The organism is Alteromonas sp. WD8-37, assembly GCF_055326825.1.
This window is the reverse complement of the sequence record NZ_JBUZOV010000004.1, coordinates 16,061-32,437: the sequence shown is the minus strand read 5'-3', so window position 1 is coordinate 32,437 and position 16,377 is coordinate 16,061. Positions and strand designations below refer to the sequence as shown.

Genomic DNA, 16,377 nt, shown 5'->3' with positions numbered 1-16,377 from the left:
GCACGAAGATCGTACAGGCGCAAAGAATATTGTAGTACAGATGCCTGACTCTGCTTCTCGAGCCAGGCAAACAGTCTTTACATCTTCGCTTCAATCTCTTTTTGCGTATTCAACAATGCCTGCTGATTAGGCTTTATCTCCAATGCTTTTTGGATCCAGCGATAGGCTTCATCGTGGTTGCCCTGGTCGTTCAACAACCATGCAAGGTTATTCATCGCTACCCAATGTTTTGGCTGGTCCTGCACCAAGGTGCGGTATTCAGCAATCGCTTGCTGTGGAGCGGTTTTAGCCAGTTCGCTGGCGTATAGCTCACGAATGGTTTGCGCATCACTGTGGCTCTCTAAATGCTGTTCCAGAATAGCTAACCCTGACTCTTGCTGATTATCGGCATTAAGCGCCCGATACAGCATCTGTGCAGTGTTGGTGTTAGGTGAGGCATCATAGGCTTCACGCAGCATAGCCACTGCCTGAGAGGCATTGTCCTGCGCCAGAGCGACTTTGCCCTGAATAAGTTTGGCTGCGGCTGAATCACCATTATTCAGCTGGCTAATCAGTCGATTGGCGTCACCCACTTGCTTTTTAGTCAGATAAATATCTGCTGCAAGCAGCAGGGCACGATCTTTCACTGGCGTCTCAGCTTCTAATAAAGGCTCCAGGGTACGCAGCGCAGTATCATTGGCACCTTGTAAAGCTTGAGTGCGGCCAAGAAGATAAATCACACCCGGGGTGGTCATTTCGCTTTCCACCATTTTGTTTAAGCGATACTCGGCTTTTTCATACTGGCCTGTTTGCACAAAAGCGCGAGCCAGTAAAAATTGCGCTTTAGGTGCGTCCTGCTGACTGAAATTGGCGTTCTTACCAATATCGATGGCGAGCTTAAGGTTACCGGTTAATACGTTCACGTACATTTTGGTGTAAGGGGAGGCCTCTTTAGCACTAACCACCTGCTCGCGAATCGCCGAAAGTTTTTTCTGCGGGTTGCTAGTGCTGCGTGCCGCCAATACAGCACCTTTCAAGGCTTGTTCGTCATTGGGTGACATGGCCAGAATGTCAGAAAACTGCTTGTAGGCGCTATCAAACTCATTTTTCTCCAGCGCGCGAATGGCCTGGTGGTTCAATGCGATAAGATTGTCGCTGTCCAGCTCCTGAACTTTGGCATAGATATCGTCCAGTGCGCCATAATTACCCTGATACTTTTCAAATTCTGCCGCAATCAGATAATTATCCAGATTGTCTGGCTCCTCTTGTTGCCATTGCTGCAGCTGAGCCCGGGCGGCTTCTTCACCTTCTTCGTCGGCCTTTAGCGTCAACAAAATCAACTTAGCTTGTTTGGTATCGCCCTCTGCCTGCTGAGTCAAAATACGCTGGGAAGACTGGCGTACCATGTCCATGCCGGATCTGTCGCCGGAAATCAGCTTGAATAAGCCCACTTCCTGACGCTGCTGTTCAGTTTCCAGTGTATTGGCATCAACCTTAGAAAAAACCTTGTTAGCACCTTTTGAAAAGCCTTCCTGAATCAGGCGCATACCGGTGACTACTGACAATTCAGCATTCTCGGATACCATATCGGGGTCGCGCTCTAAAATCTCTAAAGCATCGTTACTGCCGCCGGTTTGAATCTTGGCCGCCACGTACATTTGTTTGGCAGGGTGTCCTTTAGGCACCTGATGAATGATGCGCTCCAGATTAGCCAATGTTTGCTCGTAATTTTGTTGCTGAAAGTGCGCCAGCGCTGCCACATAAATGGTCAGCGGCTGATTGAGGCCGGCATTTTGCGCTTTTTCAATAGACTTCACTGCTTTATCGTAATTTTCTTCTGATAAAGCAATAATGGCGGCTAGCTGATTAGCCAGTGCTTGGTCTGGATAGCGCTTCAGAATGTCATCAACGTAGGTTTTTGCTTCGTCGAAGCGCTCCAGCCGTATCAAAGCTTCGGCGATATTAAAGTTTAGCCGTTGGAAGGCGGGTTTGCGCTCAAGCAAGGCTTTAAAATTTGCCAGAGCCGCTTCGGTATTGCCCATTCCAAACTGGATCTCGGCTACAAGCGACTGAGTAAGCCAGTCATCAGCCATACGATCCTGTGCTTTTTCCAGCAATGCTTTGTCTGCACTGCCAGGGTTCACCACAAATTTATCTACCAGAGTCAGCAGGGTGGCTTCACGGCCATCTAGCTGAGTATTAGCAAGTTCATCAAGAATAGCCTGGGCTTCCTGAGTGTCTCCCTGCCGGCCGAGTACTAAAGCCTCTATCAGCTGAACAAAGTTGGATGCAGTATAATCTTCCCGCGCCTCTAGCTGTTCAATGGTTTGCAATGTGCCATTGTTATCTGCATAGGCATACGTGGCGCTAATGTAGCGATCAGCAAAATTGGCCGGCGAAGCCCCTGCTTCCATGGCACGGTCGTACGCGCTGACTGCGCTTTCCATGTCTCCTATACTAAAATAAGCATCTGCTAATAACAGCCGCGCTTCCTGATTATTTGGATTGTCCTGCACCGCTGATTTTAGCGTGATCATCGCCTCCTGGTAATTTTTACTGTCCAGGGCGGTTTGGGCTTTGGCAAGCTGCTCTTCAATACTTTGGTCGGCACATCCGGCCATGATGGCCAGAGGCAGGGTGGCAAGAAGCATTTTTCGGGAGAATGTTTTCATAAACGTCCGCTTATTAAGTGACTACTGGTTTACTGTAAGCCGATTATTAAAAAAGTTAAAGACAATACGCGTATTGAGCGTTTTTGATCAGGCAAAAAAAGGCGACCCGAAGGTCGCCTCATTATTTAACTGTAGATTATATTAAGCTTTACGGCGGCGATTTGTGCCCAGGCCTAACAGACCTAAACTTAAAACGGCCAGGGTTGATGGCTCCGGGATGAACACGGCGCTGACATCCCCCGTTACCCGTTGGGTACCGCCAAAGGCGAAGTTGTCAAAGTCACCATCGACATTTACATAAGAATAAAAAGGTTGAGGTGAGACATAATATTCATGCCCAGCAGTAGAAAGTTCGAAGTTGCTGAACATAAAATCAAAAACACCGCCGCTGGGGGTAAATACCAGGCTGTTTCTGCCTAAATTATCACTGCCACCCAAAAAGATGTCCTCTGAGGTGCCAGTCATAATCATTTCGCTACCAAAGGTATCGGCAGTTGTATCGCTGTTTGGATCAAGATACAGAGAAAACCCGCCGTTTGTGGCAGCATTTTTAACCTCTTTACCGTAATTAATTGGGCCACTCAGATTACCTTCTGCTGTAAAAATGGCATACAACAAATAATTGGTGCCTAGTGTAAAGTTGCTTCCCGTATCTGGGTCACCGTCATTGCTGAACAACTGGCCAAATCCTGCAAAGGCGGTTGCAACAAAGTTGCCTTCATCATCAAAATTGATAATTTCAGCATATCCGCCATTGTGTTTATCGGCAGTGGTCACACTTCCGCCATAGCGAGTTTCATCAACCTGAAAGTCGAGAAATTCTGCGTGGCTAGAGAATGTTGCAGCCAAAGTGGTGGTTAGCGCCAGCGTTCTTAGTATGCTTTTAATTTTCATTCTAATAGTCGTCCGTGTATTTCAATTACGTATCTTCAATAGGCGAACAGGGTAGCAATAACGATGCCACTACTGTAACTCGCTGTAATGTATAGTTATTATCTATTGTTAATGAAAAAGTTGTACGTTCGTGTAAAGTAGCCTGACACTAGTAGGGCAAAAAACAGGTATAAAAAAAGCGACCCGAAGGTCGCCTTTCTATTCGCTATTATGCGAACTTATGATTTACGACGGCTGGTAGCACCCAAGCCCAACAGGCCCAAGCCTAACACAGCCAGCGTAGAAGGTTCTGGAACATCAAATACAGCGCTCATGTCACCAGTCACACGTTGGGTACCTTCCAGAGGGAAAGTATCGAAGTCACCATCTACGTTCACATACATGTAGAACGGAGTAGGTGATACAAAGTAAGAGTCACCGGCATCAGTCAGTTCGAAGTCAGAGAACATAAAATCGAATACACCACCGAATCCGTATAACAAGCCAACGTTACGGCCCAGGTCGCTACTTTCACCTAACAGCAGGTCGTCAGCAGTACCGTCCAAAGTCAGCGTCGCTACATCGGTAGCAACAGTATCGCGCATTGGATCCAGATACAGTTGGAAAGAACCAGAATCAGCAGACAGTGAAGAGATTGAACCATCAACTCCTGGAGTCATAACTTGGCCTGAAGCAGTGAAAGTTGCATACAGGTTGTAGTTAGTACCAATCACTGAATCATTTGAGTTTGGTGTCCCCTCATTTGAGAACAGTTGGTTCATCGCTGCGAACGCATTAGCAGTAAAGCCGCCCATGCCATCAAAAGTAATGATTTCTTCATAACCACCATTCAGCTTGTCAGCAGTGATAACTTCACCACCGTAAGGAGTTTCATCTACCTGAAAATCCAGAAAGTCAGCGTGAGAAGAAAAAGACGCAATGATTCCAGTAGTTAGCGCTAAAGATTTTACTAAGGTTTTAATTTTCATAATAACCATCTCCATATTCCAAAAAAAGTGGATGAGTCGTCCACGGCGAGGAGGTAGCAGCTTTGGTGCCAAATCGTCATCTTCATGATTTGAATCAGAAATGGTTTATAAAGAAAATTGAATGTAAGGGGAAGTGTAAATAAAGCTGACAGCTTTATGTATAAAGTTTGAACAGATGAGGCGGCCAAAGGCCGCCTCTATATTCTTTTTTAGGCGATATTATGACTTACGACGGCTGGTAGCACCTAAGCCCAGCAGACCCAGACCTAAAACAGCCAGTGTAGAAGGTTCTGGAACGAATACTGCGCTCACATCACCAGTTACACGTTGTTGGCCTTCCAGAGGGAAGGTGTCGAAGTCACCATCTACGTTCACATACATGTAGAACGGAGTAGGTGATACGAAGTAAGAGTCACCGTCTGCAGTCAGTTCGAAATCAGAGAACATGAAATCGAATACACCACCGAAACCGTATAACAAGCCAACATTGCGGCCGATGTCATCACTTGAACCTAACAGTAAGTCGTCAGCAGTACCGGACAAAGTTAGTGTTGCTACGTCTGTAGCTGTGGTATCACGCATTGGATCCAGGTACAGTTGGAAAGAACCTGAGTCAGCAGACAGTGAAGAGATTGAACCATCAACCCCTGGAGTCATTACTGTGCCTGAAGCAGTGAAAGTAGCGTACAGGTTGTAGTTTGAACCAAGCACTGAATTATTTGAATTTGGCGTACCATCGTTTGAGAACAGTTGGTTCATCGCTGCGAAAGCATTAGCAGTAAAGCCGCCCATGCCATCAAAAGTGATGATTTCTTCGTAGCCGCCGTTCAGTTTATCAGCAGTGATAACTTCGCCACCGTAAGGAGTTTCATCTACCTGAAAGTCCAGGAAGTCAGCGTGGCTAGCAAAAGAAGCAGTTAGACCAGCAGTTAGAGCTAAAGATTTTACAAGTTGTTTAATTTTCATAACCATCTCCATATTCCAATTTAGTGAGGCCTGAGAAAGCCACGCTAGAGATATAGCAGCTATGATGCCAACTTTTTATCTGATTGATTTTGCTGTTGTTTTAATTTTCAGCTGAAGCTAAATTTGACCGCGTGTAAAATTTCTTGACAACCTTTTTACTAGTCATCCGCCACAATACGCGCCGCCAGTTTAAATTTAAGCTTTTGAATCAGACCACGGTTACCACGGGGGCACCAGGTACGGGTAAATTTATTGCGATAGGCATCAAAATGCAGGCCATAGGGGGCACTGATCACCGGCCCTCGGTTAAGCAGGATTTTTAGTGCATAGGTTTCTGCCATGCCGGCACACAGGTTGATTGCCATGGCTGTGGAGGGGCCGCGACGCTCGGCAAAGCTGACAGCCGATTCATCGACCAGGTACTGGCGCTGCAGCATGGCCGGGGATAAACCAATTAAGAATTGAATCAACTGGCTTTCAACATCGGCTTTATCTTCAAAGCGGAAGTACTCTTCATAGCTCATCTGGCCGGGCATAAAACACAAAAGGGCGCAGCCCATGCCCAGCGGGGCGGCGGTTACTACCGGTATGCCTTTGTCATAGCACTTTTGAAATACCAGCTTGCGTGCATCCAGGGCAAAAAAATCAAGGCTATCTATATATAAGTCAACGCCATCAAGAAACTCATCCACATTTTGCGGGGTGACACCCTCGCCAAATTCGCGGATATCCATCTCAGGGTTGATGTCTTTGAGCATGCCGTGCATAACATCCATCTTGTTCTTACCCACCGTGGATAAGAAGGCGCCGGCCTGCCTGTTAAAATTATGAACATCGTATTCGTCGAAATCAGACAGGTTGACCTTGCCAATTCCCATGCGGGCCAATGTCAGTGCATGCAGGCTGCCTACGCCACCGCATCCGGCTACTGCCACCCGTTTTGTTTGTAATAAAGCCTGTTCTTCCCGGGTTACCCAGCCAATATTGCGTGAAAACGCTACATCATAGTCAAACACGTGTTGCTCGCTTGCCTTGGTCCAATTCACTGAAGTATACCCGTCGATATGAATTTGTGTACAGTGTGCGCCGCACCAGCGGGTGCAAATGGTTAAATTTTGGGTTAGTGCTGGGCATTGGTTTCATGCATACTCAAACTATTATCGATGATAAGGAGATCGCTGTTCATGCAAATGCGCGTGCTTGTTCTACTTTTTTTATGTTTGCTGGCTAGCCCCGTGGTGCAGGCCAACCTGGCGCAGACTGTCGAAAAAATTAAACCTTCTGTGGTAGGCGTGGGCCTGGTGGCGCCGTTGGCCACCGTGAGCCATCAGCTTAAAGGCACCGGCTTTGTGGTAGGTAATGGAGAATATGTGGTTACCAACACCCATGTGGTGGATACACCGGTTCCTGACGATGTGAAATTTCAGCGCACCATCTTTGCAGGCCACGGCAGACAAGGGCGCGCGCTGGCTGTCAAAAAAATTTACAGGGACGAAGAACACGATCTTGCCATTCTAAAAATTGATACCCGCCTGCCTGCGGTTGCATTAGACGGTAGCGATACTCCCGTGGGAGATGGCAGTGATGTTGCAACCACCGGCTTTCCAATTGGTGGTGTATTAGGCCTGTATCCGGCCACACACAAAGGTATCGTAGCGGCCTTTACTCCCAACATTATCGCTGCTAAAAACATTAAGCAGATATCTGAACAATTCCTTAACCGTTTGCGTAGTCCTTTTATGGTATATCAGCTGGATATTGTTGCTTATCCAGGCAACAGTGGCAGCCCGGTGTACCACCCAGATACCGGCGCGGTATTTGCTGTAATTAATAAAGTATTTGTTAAGGAAACCAAGGAATCGGCCATTACCCACCCCAGCGGCATTACCTACGCCATCCCGGCGAAGCATATTATTGCACTGGCCCGTAAGCACAATTTGCCTATTGAGTGAATACTCACTGGGCAGGCTGCCGTTTCTTTGCTAAAAAACATGTGCAAACATCACAAATCATGAGCATTGTAATTGTATGTCAGTAGAATTTAAAAAAATCGGTGTTATTGGCCTGGGCTATGTCGGTCTGCCCCTGGCTGTCGCATTTGGAAAATATCGCCCCACAGTAGGCTTTGATATCAACTCACGCCGGGTCAAAGAGTTGCAGGCCAACAAGGACCACACACTGGAAGTGACCAGTGAGGAACTGCAGGCAGCTTCTCAGTTAAGCTTTACTGATGACAAACAGGCCTTGTCGGAATGCGATGTCATCATTGTTACTGTGCCTACGCCAATCGATAGAAATAAGCAGCCTGATATGACGCCGCTGCATAAGGCCAGCCAGATGATTGGTGAGGTGATCACGCCGAACACCGTGGTGATTTACGAGTCCACCGTGTATCCGGGGGCCACCGAAGAATATTGTGTGCCGCTTATCGAACAGCAGTCCGGGCTCACCTTTAACAAAGACTTTTTTGCCGGCTACAGCCCTGAGCGCATAAACCCCGGTGACAAACAGCATCGCCTGGAGTCCATCGTCAAAGTAACCGCCGGCAGCACGCCGGAGATTGCCGAAAAAGTGGATGCGTTATACCGCGAAATTATCTCGGCCGGTACCCATCGAGCATCATCTATTAAGGTGGCTGAAGCCGCCAAGGTGATTGAAAATACCCAGCGGGATCTGAACATCGCGCTCATCAACGAACTGGCTATGATCTTTGATAAGGTCGGCATCGACACCGAAGAAGTGCTGGAAGCGGCAGGCAGTAAGTGGAACTTTTTGCCGTTTCGTCCAGGCCTGGTGGGCGGCCACTGTATCGGCGTCGACCCGTATTATCTGACCCACAAAGCAGAAGAGCTCGGGCACCATCCGGATGTGATCCTGGCGGGCCGGCGCATTAACGATAAAATGGGCGAGTATGTGGTGTCGCGGCTGGTAAAAACCATGCTGAAAAAACAAATTATGGTCAATGGCGGCAATGTGTTGCTGCTGGGTATCACTTTTAAAGAAAACTGCCCGGATATTCGCAATACTAAAGTGGTTGATATCGCCACAGAGCTTCGCGAATACAATGTAAATCTGGATATTTACGATCCGTGGGCTGATCCGGAGGAAGTTTTGCATGAGTATGGCCTGGAGCTGGTTGCTGAGCCGCAAAAAGGCAAATACGATGCAATCATCGCCGCAGTGGCCCATAATCAGTTTAAAGCCTGGAGTACTGAAGAATTCCGCAGCTTGTGCAAAAAAGACAGTGTGGTTTTTGATTTAAAATACATGTTTGATAAATCAAGCGTAGATATTCGCTTATAAGGATTGCTAAAAAATGAAAGTGCTTGTTACCGGAGCAGCGGGTTTTATTGGTTCGCATGTTTCAATGTATCTGCTGGAGCGCGGCGATGAAGTGGTTGGGTTGGATAATTTAAATGATTATTATGACCCAACCCTTAAAGAGGCCCGGCTAGAGCGCATCAACCAGTTACCCAGCGCCGGTAACTTTCGCTTTGTGAAAATGTCGGTAGAAGATCGCGCCGGCATGGAAGAGTTGTTCCAGGCCGAGCAGTTCGACAAAGTGGTGCACCTGGCAGCACAGGCCGGCGTTCGCTATTCTATCGAAAACCCCCACGCCTACATCGACTCCAACATTGTTGGGTTTATGAATATTCTGGAAGGTTGCCGCCATAACAAAGTGAAGCATCTGGTCTATGCCTCTTCAAGCTCGGTTTATGGAGCCAACGAAAGCATGCCGTTTGCAGTGGAAGACAATGTGGACCACCCCATGTCACTGTACGCAGCCAGTAAAAAAGCCAATGAGTTGATGGCACACACCTACAGTAACCTGTATGACCTGCCCACCACTGGTTTGCGCTTTTTCACCGTGTATGGCCCCTGGGGCCGTCCGGACATGGCGCTGTTCTTGTTCACTAAAGCTATCATCGAAGATGAGCCGATTAAGGTATTCAACTACGGCAATCACCGCCGTGATTTCACCTACATCGATGACATTGTTGAAGGCGTGATCCGCACGCTGGATAATACCGCGGAAGCCGATCCGAACTGGACAGGCGAGCAGCCCAATCCAGGCTCCAGCAAGGTGCCGTGGAAAGTGTATAACATCGGCGCACAAACCCCGGTACATCTGCTGACGTACATCGAGACTTTGGAAAAAGCATTAGGCAAGACAGCAGAAAAAGAGCTGTTACCGCTGCAGCAGGGCGATGTGCCTGATACCTTTGCCGATGTGGAAGCGCTGGTCAAAGATACCGGCTACCGGCCCACTACGACCATTGAAACTGGCGTGAACAACTTTGTGGAGTGGTACCGCGACTACTACAAGGTGTGAAAGGCAGCGTTGACTGAATAAAAAAAGGGGCGTGAAGCCCCTTTTTTTATGCTAGTACACTTTACGCAACAATGGCTCAGCCTGGGCCTGGGCCAACTCTTTGGCATAAAACTGTTCGGCTGCCGGTAACTGCTGGCGAATATTACTGCGGATGTTGTCCAGCATGGTGCGAAAGCCGGGCTTAAGATGTTTGATAAGCAGCTCGCGGCTGATGTAGTAGGGGGCGCGTTTACCGTGATAATCGATCACCGGGCCGATTTGTTCAAAGCGGATGCCGACAAAGCTCATACTTCTGGCCAGCCGCGGCTCCATCATCACAAACGCGTGCTTGATATCACTTTCTACCGCGGTGGCCGCTGCGGCAAAATACAGACCGATGGCGATAAACGGAAAGCAACGCAATTCAGTTTCAGAATAAGACGCCTGGTTGATGACACCGGTGGCAGCCCCAGCAAAGCGGTCCATTTGACGGCGCCGGAAAGCGGCCGGTACCGCCAACCGTGAAATTTCGCAAATATCGCGACGATTGAAATTTTGCGGGTTAAGGTCGTCGCGGGTAATGGATGACATGCAGAATTTTTCAATCGGCAGTAATTCATCAGATTGCAGCGGACGCACAATCCGTACTGTACCGGCCAGCTCCCCACTGGTCAGGTGGCGGATCAGGCTATGGCGGGAATACTGATCGAATTCATCCATTTCCAGGCCGTTGGCTGTCGTCGGCTCAAACTTTAGCTCTTCACAATACACATTGTGGCGTATTTTATAAGCCGCATTACGCAGTTCGTGGGAATTGGCCAGCACTGGAGACAGGTAGTTTCCAAAATGTGTGGAAATATAATTGGCTTCACGCAGTTGCCGGTATCCTTTGTACAACTTACCAAGCTTGGTGCTGCTCATGCGGCGTGAAAAAGAACTCATCATTGATTGCTTGTTGGCCATAATCAAACTACTAAATGTCACATCCTGCCAGCAGACTCCCTGCGGGCGTTGTTTGTGATAGCTGGGGCGTTTAATAAGTGTTGCATCTGTTTGTTTAATTTCCAAGCAGAAAGTGGTGGTAAATCAGGTTAGACGGGTATCTTTAATGATACCTACGAGCGTGGTGCCATCAGGTCAGGCCAACAGCGGGCTAGCATTCGCACTGCTACCGGGGATATTGGACGGTATCAGAAAGGGGATGCCTGAAAAAATAACGCCCGCAAGGGGCGGGCGTTTTAATCAATTAGCAAGAAGGCGGCAAAAGACTGGGCTCAGGCCAGGCGAGCCTTCATCTCCCGGCGCTTTTGATGCAGCAAGGGCTCGGTATAGCCGTTAGGCTGGGCGGTGCCTTTAAAAATCAGCTCACAAGCAGCCTGGAAGCCGGGCGAGTCGTCCAGATCCGGGCCCATCGCAATATACTCCGGGTCGTGCTGATTTTGCTCATCCACCAGGCCGGCCATGCGCTGTAAGGTATCTTGCACCTGCTGCGCGCTGACCAGCCCATGTTCAAGCCAGTTGGCGATATGCTGAGAAGAGATACGCAAGGTTGCGCGATCTTCCATCAGGCCCGCATTGTTGATGTCCGGCACCTTCGAGCAGCCAATGCCCTGATGCACCCAGCGCACCACATAACCCAGAATGCCCTGCACATTATTATCCAGTTCATGCTGAATTTCTTCCGCACTAGGTTGCTCATCTTCACCTAATAAGGGCACTGTTAAAATATCTGACAGTCCGTCGTAGGCTTGCTGTTGCAGCGTGCCATGTAAGGCAAACACATCTACCTGATGATAGTGTAAAGCATGCAGGGTGGCCGCGGTGGGCGAGGGGACCCAGGCAGTGGTTGCCCCGGCTTTGGGGTGGCCAATTTTGGCTTCCATCATCGCCTGCATATTGTCCGGAGTGGGCCACATACCTTTACCAATCTGGCCAACGCCAGATAAACCACAGGCCAGCCCGGTATGCACATTGGCTTTTTCGTAAGCAGCAATCCAGGGGCGATCTTTAAGGGCAGCTTTGGCGGCAAAGGCACCGGCATACATGGAGGTGTGGATTTCATCACCAGTGCGGTCCAAAAAGCCGGTATTAATAAACACCACCCGGGCAGCAGCTTCGCCGATACACGCCTGTAAGTTCACACTGGTGCGGCGCTCTTCATCCATTATGCCCATTTTTACGGTATTGGCCGGCAGATTCAACGCTTGTTCTACCTGGCCAAACAAGCGGTTGGCAAAGGCCACTTCGGCCGGGCCGTGCATCTTGGGTTTGACGATATAGATGCTGCGCTGTTTGGAGTTCACAAACTGGCTGTTACCTTCGATGTCATGCAGCCCAATCAGAGTGGTGAGCATGGCATCCATCAAGCCCTCATACACCGGCTCATCGTCGAGCAGGATCGCATCATTTTGCATCAAGTGGCCCACGTTGCGCACAAACATCAGGCTACGGCCCGGCAGCGTCACTGTTTCATCGCCTGACACTGAGTGATACTCACGGTCAGGGTTGAGAGTGCGGGTAAACGACTGACCGTTTTTGGTTACCTTAATGGACAGGTTGCCCCGCATCAGGCCCAGCCAGTTTTGATACACCACCACTTTATCCTCAGCATCCACGGCAGCCACCGAATCTTCACAATCCATGATGGTGGTTAATGCTGCTTCTACCAGAATATCTTTGACGCTGGCAGCATCGCGCTGGCCAATGGGATGATCGCTGTCAATTTGCAATTCGAAATGCAGCTGGTTATGTACAAACAAAATGGCAGAAGGGGCATCCGACTGGCCCTGATAGCCAACCAGAGCGCCTGGCTGCTGTAAGCCCACCATTTCATCGTTGGTTAGAGTGACTGCAAGTTGGCCATCGGCAATAGCATAGGCAGTAGCCTGGCTGTGGCTGGCACCCTGCAGCGGGACCACCTCATCAAGCCAGCGGCGGGCCCGGGCAACCACTTCATCGCCGCGTTGCTGATTATAACTTTTACCAGGAGCGAGTTCGCCTTTTTGCTCAATCACATCGGTGCCGTAAAATGCATCGTACAAGCTACCCCAGCGGGCATTGGCGGCATTCAAGGCATAGCGGGCATTGTTGATGGGCACCACAAGTTGGGGCCCGGCCATGGTGGCAATCTCGCGGTCCACATTCGCGGTGGTGATGCGCACGGTGTCTGGCTGCGGGGCCAGGTAGCCAATTTCACGTAAAAAGGCTTGATAGCTGTCGGTGTTCACCGGTTTGCCAGCCTGATGGTAGGCATCCAGTTGTTGTTGCAGGGAATCGCGGGTGGCAAGTAATTGTTGGTTTTCCGGAGTCAGGCTGGCCAGTAGCTCTTCAAAGGCTGGCCAGAATGAGTCGGCGCTGATGCCGGTGCCCGGCAGGGCCTGCTGATCGATAAACTGATGTAGGGCAGAGGCGATCTTAAGGCGACCTTTTGCGGTGTAACCTTCCATAAGGGTTATCTCCATTGCTTTTTTCTTCAGTGTACGGGCTCAGCCAGCCTATGATGAATTTATGGCTTGTATTGTTGCCATAAATTAGCTGAATGTTTCTCCCGCAGTGCGCTGGTCAGCGACCTCGCCAATAAGACGGCGCAACCAAATATGGCCAGCATCATGGTGCAGCAGGGCACTCCAGGCCATCTTCAGCGCGATGGGCGGAATGTCAAAGGGCGGCGCTTTCAGAACCACGCTGGGATCGTCGCTGAACAAGCGGGCGGCTTTAGTTGGCAAGGTGGCAATCAGGTGCTGGGTTTTGGCGATTTGCAGCGCGGCATGATAATGGCGGGTGAACACCCGGATATCACGCTGTTTGCCTAGCTTAATCAGCTCTGCATCGACCCAGCCCAGCTTTTGTACTTCGTTGGGATCGATGCCCACACCCACGCCGAAGCCAGTTTTGCTTACCCACACATGGCGGGAATTGAGGTAGCCGTCCAGGCTCCACTCATTCACCAGCGGGTGGTCGGCGCTTAGTACACAGCTAAAGCTGTCATACCAGATGACTTTTTGATGAAATGAAAGGGGTAATTCTTCAAAGCGGTTGATGGCCATGTCCACCTTGCCCTGTTCCACATCGTGAAAGGTCACATCACTGGGCGTGATGAGATCCAGGGTGATATTCGGTGCCTGCACCGCCAGTTCACTAAGCAAACCTAATAGCAAAGTGCTTTCCGCATAATCGCTGGTCATGATCCGAAAGGTGCGGCGGCTGGTGGCCGGGTCAAAATCGGTTTCCGGTTGGATGGAGCTTTCCAGGCGGCTGAGCACATCGCGGATCACCGGTTGCAGCTCCATGGCCCGCTTAGTGGGGGTCATGCCATCACTGGTGCGGACCAGCAGTGGATCCTTAAATAAATCGCGCAGGCGCTTAAGACCATTACTCATGGCTGGCTGCGTAATACTGAGCTGATTGGCCGCCCGGGTGACGCTGCCTTCCCGCAACAACACATCCAGGTACACCAGCAGGTTCAAATCCACTTTGGCTATATTCATGCAAATTATGCCTTTATTCATGCAAGAGAGCGTTGTCAGTATATAGGCATTTGGTGCGACTGTCAGATATCTGTTGGCAGAATATACAGGTTGGCCTTGGTAGGTGCCGGCCACAAAAAAGGCTCCCGAAGGAGCCAGAGGTTGGAACTGATTGGGTGTCTATTGCTTAGACATCAAACTGGTTCATGGTGTTGTCTTTGCCTGAGGCTTTCAGGGCCGCTTCACCGGAGAAGTACTCTTTGTGGGTGTCACCTAAATCAGAGCCGGCCATGGCCTGGTGTTTCACACACGCTAATCCGTCTCGAATTTCTTTGCGCTGTACACCTTTAACGTATGCCAGCATGCCTTCATCACCAAAGTAGCCTTTTGCCAGGGTATCAGTAGACTGGGCGGCGGTATGGTAAGTGGGTAGCGTAATCAGGTGATGGAAGATACCGGCCTCACGGGCAGCATCACGCTGGAAGCTCTGGATCTTGGCATCAGCTTCCTGGGCCAGGTCGGTACTGTCGTACTCAGCGGCCATTAACTGGTCGCGCTGGTACTCAGACACATCTTTGCCTTCTTGCTGCCACTGATCAAATACCTGTTGACGGAAGCTCAGCGTCCAGTTGAACGATGGTGAATTGTTATATACCAACTTGGCATTGGGGACCACTTTACGGATCTGGTCGACCATGTCGCCAATTTGACGGACATGCGGCTTTTCAGTTTCAATCCACAGCAAATCAGCACCATGCTGGAGCGAAGTAATGCAGTCCAGCACTACCCGGTCAACGCCGGTGTCAGCTTTGAATTTAAACAGGCCATTGGGCAGACGGGTCGGCTTGGCCAGTTTGCCTTGCTGCTTGATGACCAGGTCACCGTCATTAAGCTGACTGACATCAGTCACCTCGGTGGTTTCCAAAAAGGCATTGTACTGCGCTGCCAAATCACCCGCCTCGGTAGATACCGGGATTTTCTGGGTCAGGCCGGCACCCAGGGAGTCGGTGCGCGCCACAATCACGCCATCATCTACGCCCAGCTCCAAAAAGGCATAGCGAACCGCGTTAATTTTGGCCAGAAAATCTTCGTGGGGCACAGTCACCTTACCATCCTGGTGGCCACACTGTTTAGCATCAGATACCTGGTTTTCAATCTGAATACAGCAGGCACCGGCTTCAATCATCTTTTTAGCCAGCAGATAGGTGGCTTCTTCGTTACCAAAGCCAGCATCGATATCGGCAATGATTGGCACCACGTGGGTTTCAAAATTTTCAATTTGCTCTTCGATGGCGCTGACATCACCACCGTTAGCCTTAGCGTCATCCAGTTGCTTGAACAGCTTACCCAATTCCTGGGCATCGGCCTGACGTAAGAAGGTATACAGCTCTTCAATAAGAGCCGGTACCGACGTTTTTTCATGCATGGACTGGTCTGGCAGAGGGCCAAACTCAGAGCGCAGCGCGGCAACCATCCAGCCAGACAGGTACAGGTAGCGCTTGCTGGTGGTACCCTGATGTTTTTTAATTGACAGCATTTTTTGCTGGCCGACAAAACCATGCCAGCAGCCTAAAGACTGGGTATAATTGGTCGGGTCGGCATCATAGTCGTCCATATCCTGGCGCATGATGGCGGCAGTATACCGGGCGATATCCAGGCCGGTCTTAAACCGGTTTTGGGCTTTCATGCGGGCGGCGTATTCAGGGTTGATTCCATCCCAGGTGCCATTCTGGCTGTTTTTTAACGTGGCGATCGCATCGAGATCAGTGTGGTATTGCGACATGCTCGTTCTCCATCATTTTTTGTTGTCTGTATGCGGCTGCTGTTTTCTCTGGAACTGCCCAGGTCAGCGCCTGCATTGCGTAGGGTCAATTTCATCCTAGGCGGGATTTATCAATAACGTAAATATATAATTTGCATTGCCGTCATTCATAATTTGAATGTATTGGCGAAAATGCCTTGATGATAATGGCTTCGAGCTGTAGCGACATCGGTGCAGCCTGCGTTTCAAAGACTTTGTCGGAGTGATTGGTCTAGCAAGCTCATTTGCAAAATGTGGTCTTTACATCAAAACACCGGGAAATTCAGGCCAATAGCCGTAAAATCTTTGTGACTGACGC

At 49.7% G+C, this 16,377-nt stretch carries 12 protein-coding genes; 3 read left to right on the top strand and 9 right to left on the bottom strand.

All coding sequences use genetic code 11. The annotated features are described in order from the left end of the window. Positions 1-77 precede the first annotated feature (77 nt). The 5 genes from prsT to ACTUJZ_RS10870 all read right to left on the bottom strand — a co-directional run bounded on the left by prsT (position 78) and on the right by ACTUJZ_RS10870 (position 6,495). The gene (prsT, locus tag ACTUJZ_RS10890) at positions 78-2,651 is read right to left on the bottom strand and encodes an XrtA/PEP-CTERM system TPR-repeat protein PrsT (protein WP_463636339.1); all 2,574 of its coding nucleotides are present in this window, start codon (positions 2,649-2,651) and stop codon (positions 78-80) included. 141 nt (positions 2,652-2,792) lie between these two features. Further along, complete coding sequence (gene pepA, locus ACTUJZ_RS10885) at positions 2,793-3,545, bottom strand: flocculation-associated PEP-CTERM protein PepA (RefSeq protein WP_463636338.1); 753 nt, start codon at positions 3,543-3,545, stop codon at positions 2,793-2,795. Positions 3,546-3,763: 218 nt separating this feature from the next. Beyond that, positions 3,764-4,513, bottom strand: coding sequence for a flocculation-associated PEP-CTERM protein PepA (gene pepA, locus ACTUJZ_RS10880; RefSeq protein ID WP_463636337.1), 750 nt, complete (start codon positions 4,511-4,513; stop codon positions 3,764-3,766). A gap of 219 nt (positions 4,514-4,732) precedes the next feature. Next, complete coding sequence (gene pepA / locus ACTUJZ_RS10875; RefSeq protein ID WP_463636336.1) at positions 4,733-5,479, bottom strand: flocculation-associated PEP-CTERM protein PepA; 747 nt, start codon at positions 5,477-5,479, stop codon at positions 4,733-4,735. A 158-nt stretch (positions 5,480-5,637) separates the two neighbouring features. After that, entirely contained in the window at positions 5,638-6,495 is an 858-nt protein-coding gene (locus ACTUJZ_RS10870) for a ThiF family adenylyltransferase (RefSeq protein WP_463636574.1), read from the bottom strand. A 174-nt stretch (positions 6,496-6,669) separates the two neighbouring features. Here ACTUJZ_RS10870 and ACTUJZ_RS10865 point away from each other — a divergent pair, with 174 nt between their 5' ends. From ACTUJZ_RS10865 to ACTUJZ_RS10855, 3 genes are all read left to right on the top strand, one after another. After that, positions 6,670-7,431 (top strand): S1 family peptidase, encoded by a 762-nt coding sequence (locus tag ACTUJZ_RS10865; protein WP_463636573.1) that lies wholly within the window; start codon positions 6,670-6,672, stop codon positions 7,429-7,431. Positions 7,432-7,507: 76 nt separating this feature from the next. Next, positions 7,508-8,782 (top strand): Vi polysaccharide biosynthesis UDP-N-acetylglucosamine C-6 dehydrogenase TviB, encoded by a 1,275-nt coding sequence (gene tviB, locus ACTUJZ_RS10860; RefSeq protein ID WP_463636335.1) that lies wholly within the window; start codon positions 7,508-7,510, stop codon positions 8,780-8,782. A 13-nt stretch (positions 8,783-8,795) separates the two neighbouring features. After that, positions 8,796-9,812 (top strand): NAD-dependent epimerase, encoded by a 1,017-nt coding sequence (locus tag ACTUJZ_RS10855; protein WP_463636334.1) that lies wholly within the window; start codon positions 8,796-8,798, stop codon positions 9,810-9,812. Positions 9,813-9,863: 51 nt separating this feature from the next. Here ACTUJZ_RS10855 and ACTUJZ_RS10850 read toward each other — a convergent pair whose 3' ends face one another. The 4 genes from ACTUJZ_RS10850 to ACTUJZ_RS10835 form a co-directional block, all read right to left on the bottom strand. After that, complete coding sequence (locus ACTUJZ_RS10850) at positions 9,864-10,733, bottom strand: PEP-CTERM/exosortase system-associated acyltransferase (RefSeq protein WP_463636572.1); 870 nt, start codon at positions 10,731-10,733, stop codon at positions 9,864-9,866. A gap of 332 nt (positions 10,734-11,065) precedes the next feature. After that, a complete protein-coding gene (locus ACTUJZ_RS10845) occupies positions 11,066-13,237 on the bottom strand; it encodes a malate synthase G (RefSeq protein WP_463636571.1) in 2,172 nt (723 codons plus the stop codon). A gap of 84 nt (positions 13,238-13,321) precedes the next feature. Then, a complete protein-coding gene (locus ACTUJZ_RS10840; RefSeq protein WP_463636333.1) occupies positions 13,322-14,278 on the bottom strand; it encodes a LysR family transcriptional regulator in 957 nt (318 codons plus the stop codon). A 166-nt stretch (positions 14,279-14,444) separates the two neighbouring features. Further along, positions 14,445-16,040: an isocitrate lyase gene (locus tag ACTUJZ_RS10835; RefSeq protein WP_463636332.1), complete on the bottom strand. Its 1,596-nt coding sequence runs from the start codon at positions 16,038-16,040 to the stop codon at positions 14,445-14,447. Positions 16,041-16,377 lie beyond the last annotated feature (337 nt).

What these genes read in the sequence shown, in the direction of transcription:
- ACTUJZ_RS10840 (WP_463636333.1), bottom strand. Translation starts at nt 14,278, where the DNA reads ATGAATATAGCCAAAGTGGATTTGAACCTGCTGGTGTACCTGGATGTG.
- tviB (WP_463636335.1), top strand. Translation starts at nt 7,508, where the DNA reads ATGTCAGTAGAATTTAAAAAAATCGGTGTTATTGGCCTGGGCTATGTC.
- ACTUJZ_RS10850 (WP_463636572.1), bottom strand. Translation starts at nt 10,733, where the DNA reads ATGAGTTCTTTTTCACGCCGCATGAGCAGCACCAAGCTTGGTAAGTTG.
- pepA (WP_463636336.1), bottom strand. Translation starts at nt 5,479, where the DNA reads ATGAAAATTAAACAACTTGTAAAATCTTTAGCTCTAACTGCTGGTCTA.
- ACTUJZ_RS10835 (WP_463636332.1), bottom strand. Translation starts at nt 16,040, where the DNA reads ATGTCGCAATACCACACTGATCTCGATGCGATCGCCACGTTAAAAAAC.
- ACTUJZ_RS10865 (WP_463636573.1), top strand. Translation starts at nt 6,670, where the DNA reads ATGCGCGTGCTTGTTCTACTTTTTTTATGTTTGCTGGCTAGCCCCGTG.
- pepA (WP_463636338.1), bottom strand. Translation starts at nt 3,545, where the DNA reads ATGAAAATTAAAAGCATACTAAGAACGCTGGCGCTAACCACCACTTTG.
- pepA (WP_463636337.1), bottom strand. Translation starts at nt 4,513, where the DNA reads ATGAAAATTAAAACCTTAGTAAAATCTTTAGCGCTAACTACTGGAATC.
- ACTUJZ_RS10855 (WP_463636334.1), top strand. Translation starts at nt 8,796, where the DNA reads ATGAAAGTGCTTGTTACCGGAGCAGCGGGTTTTATTGGTTCGCATGTT.
- ACTUJZ_RS10845 (WP_463636571.1), bottom strand. Translation starts at nt 13,237, where the DNA reads ATGGAAGGTTACACCGCAAAAGGTCGCCTTAAGATCGCCTCTGCCCTA.
- prsT (WP_463636339.1), bottom strand. Translation starts at nt 2,651, where the DNA reads ATGAAAACATTCTCCCGAAAAATGCTTCTTGCCACCCTGCCTCTGGCC.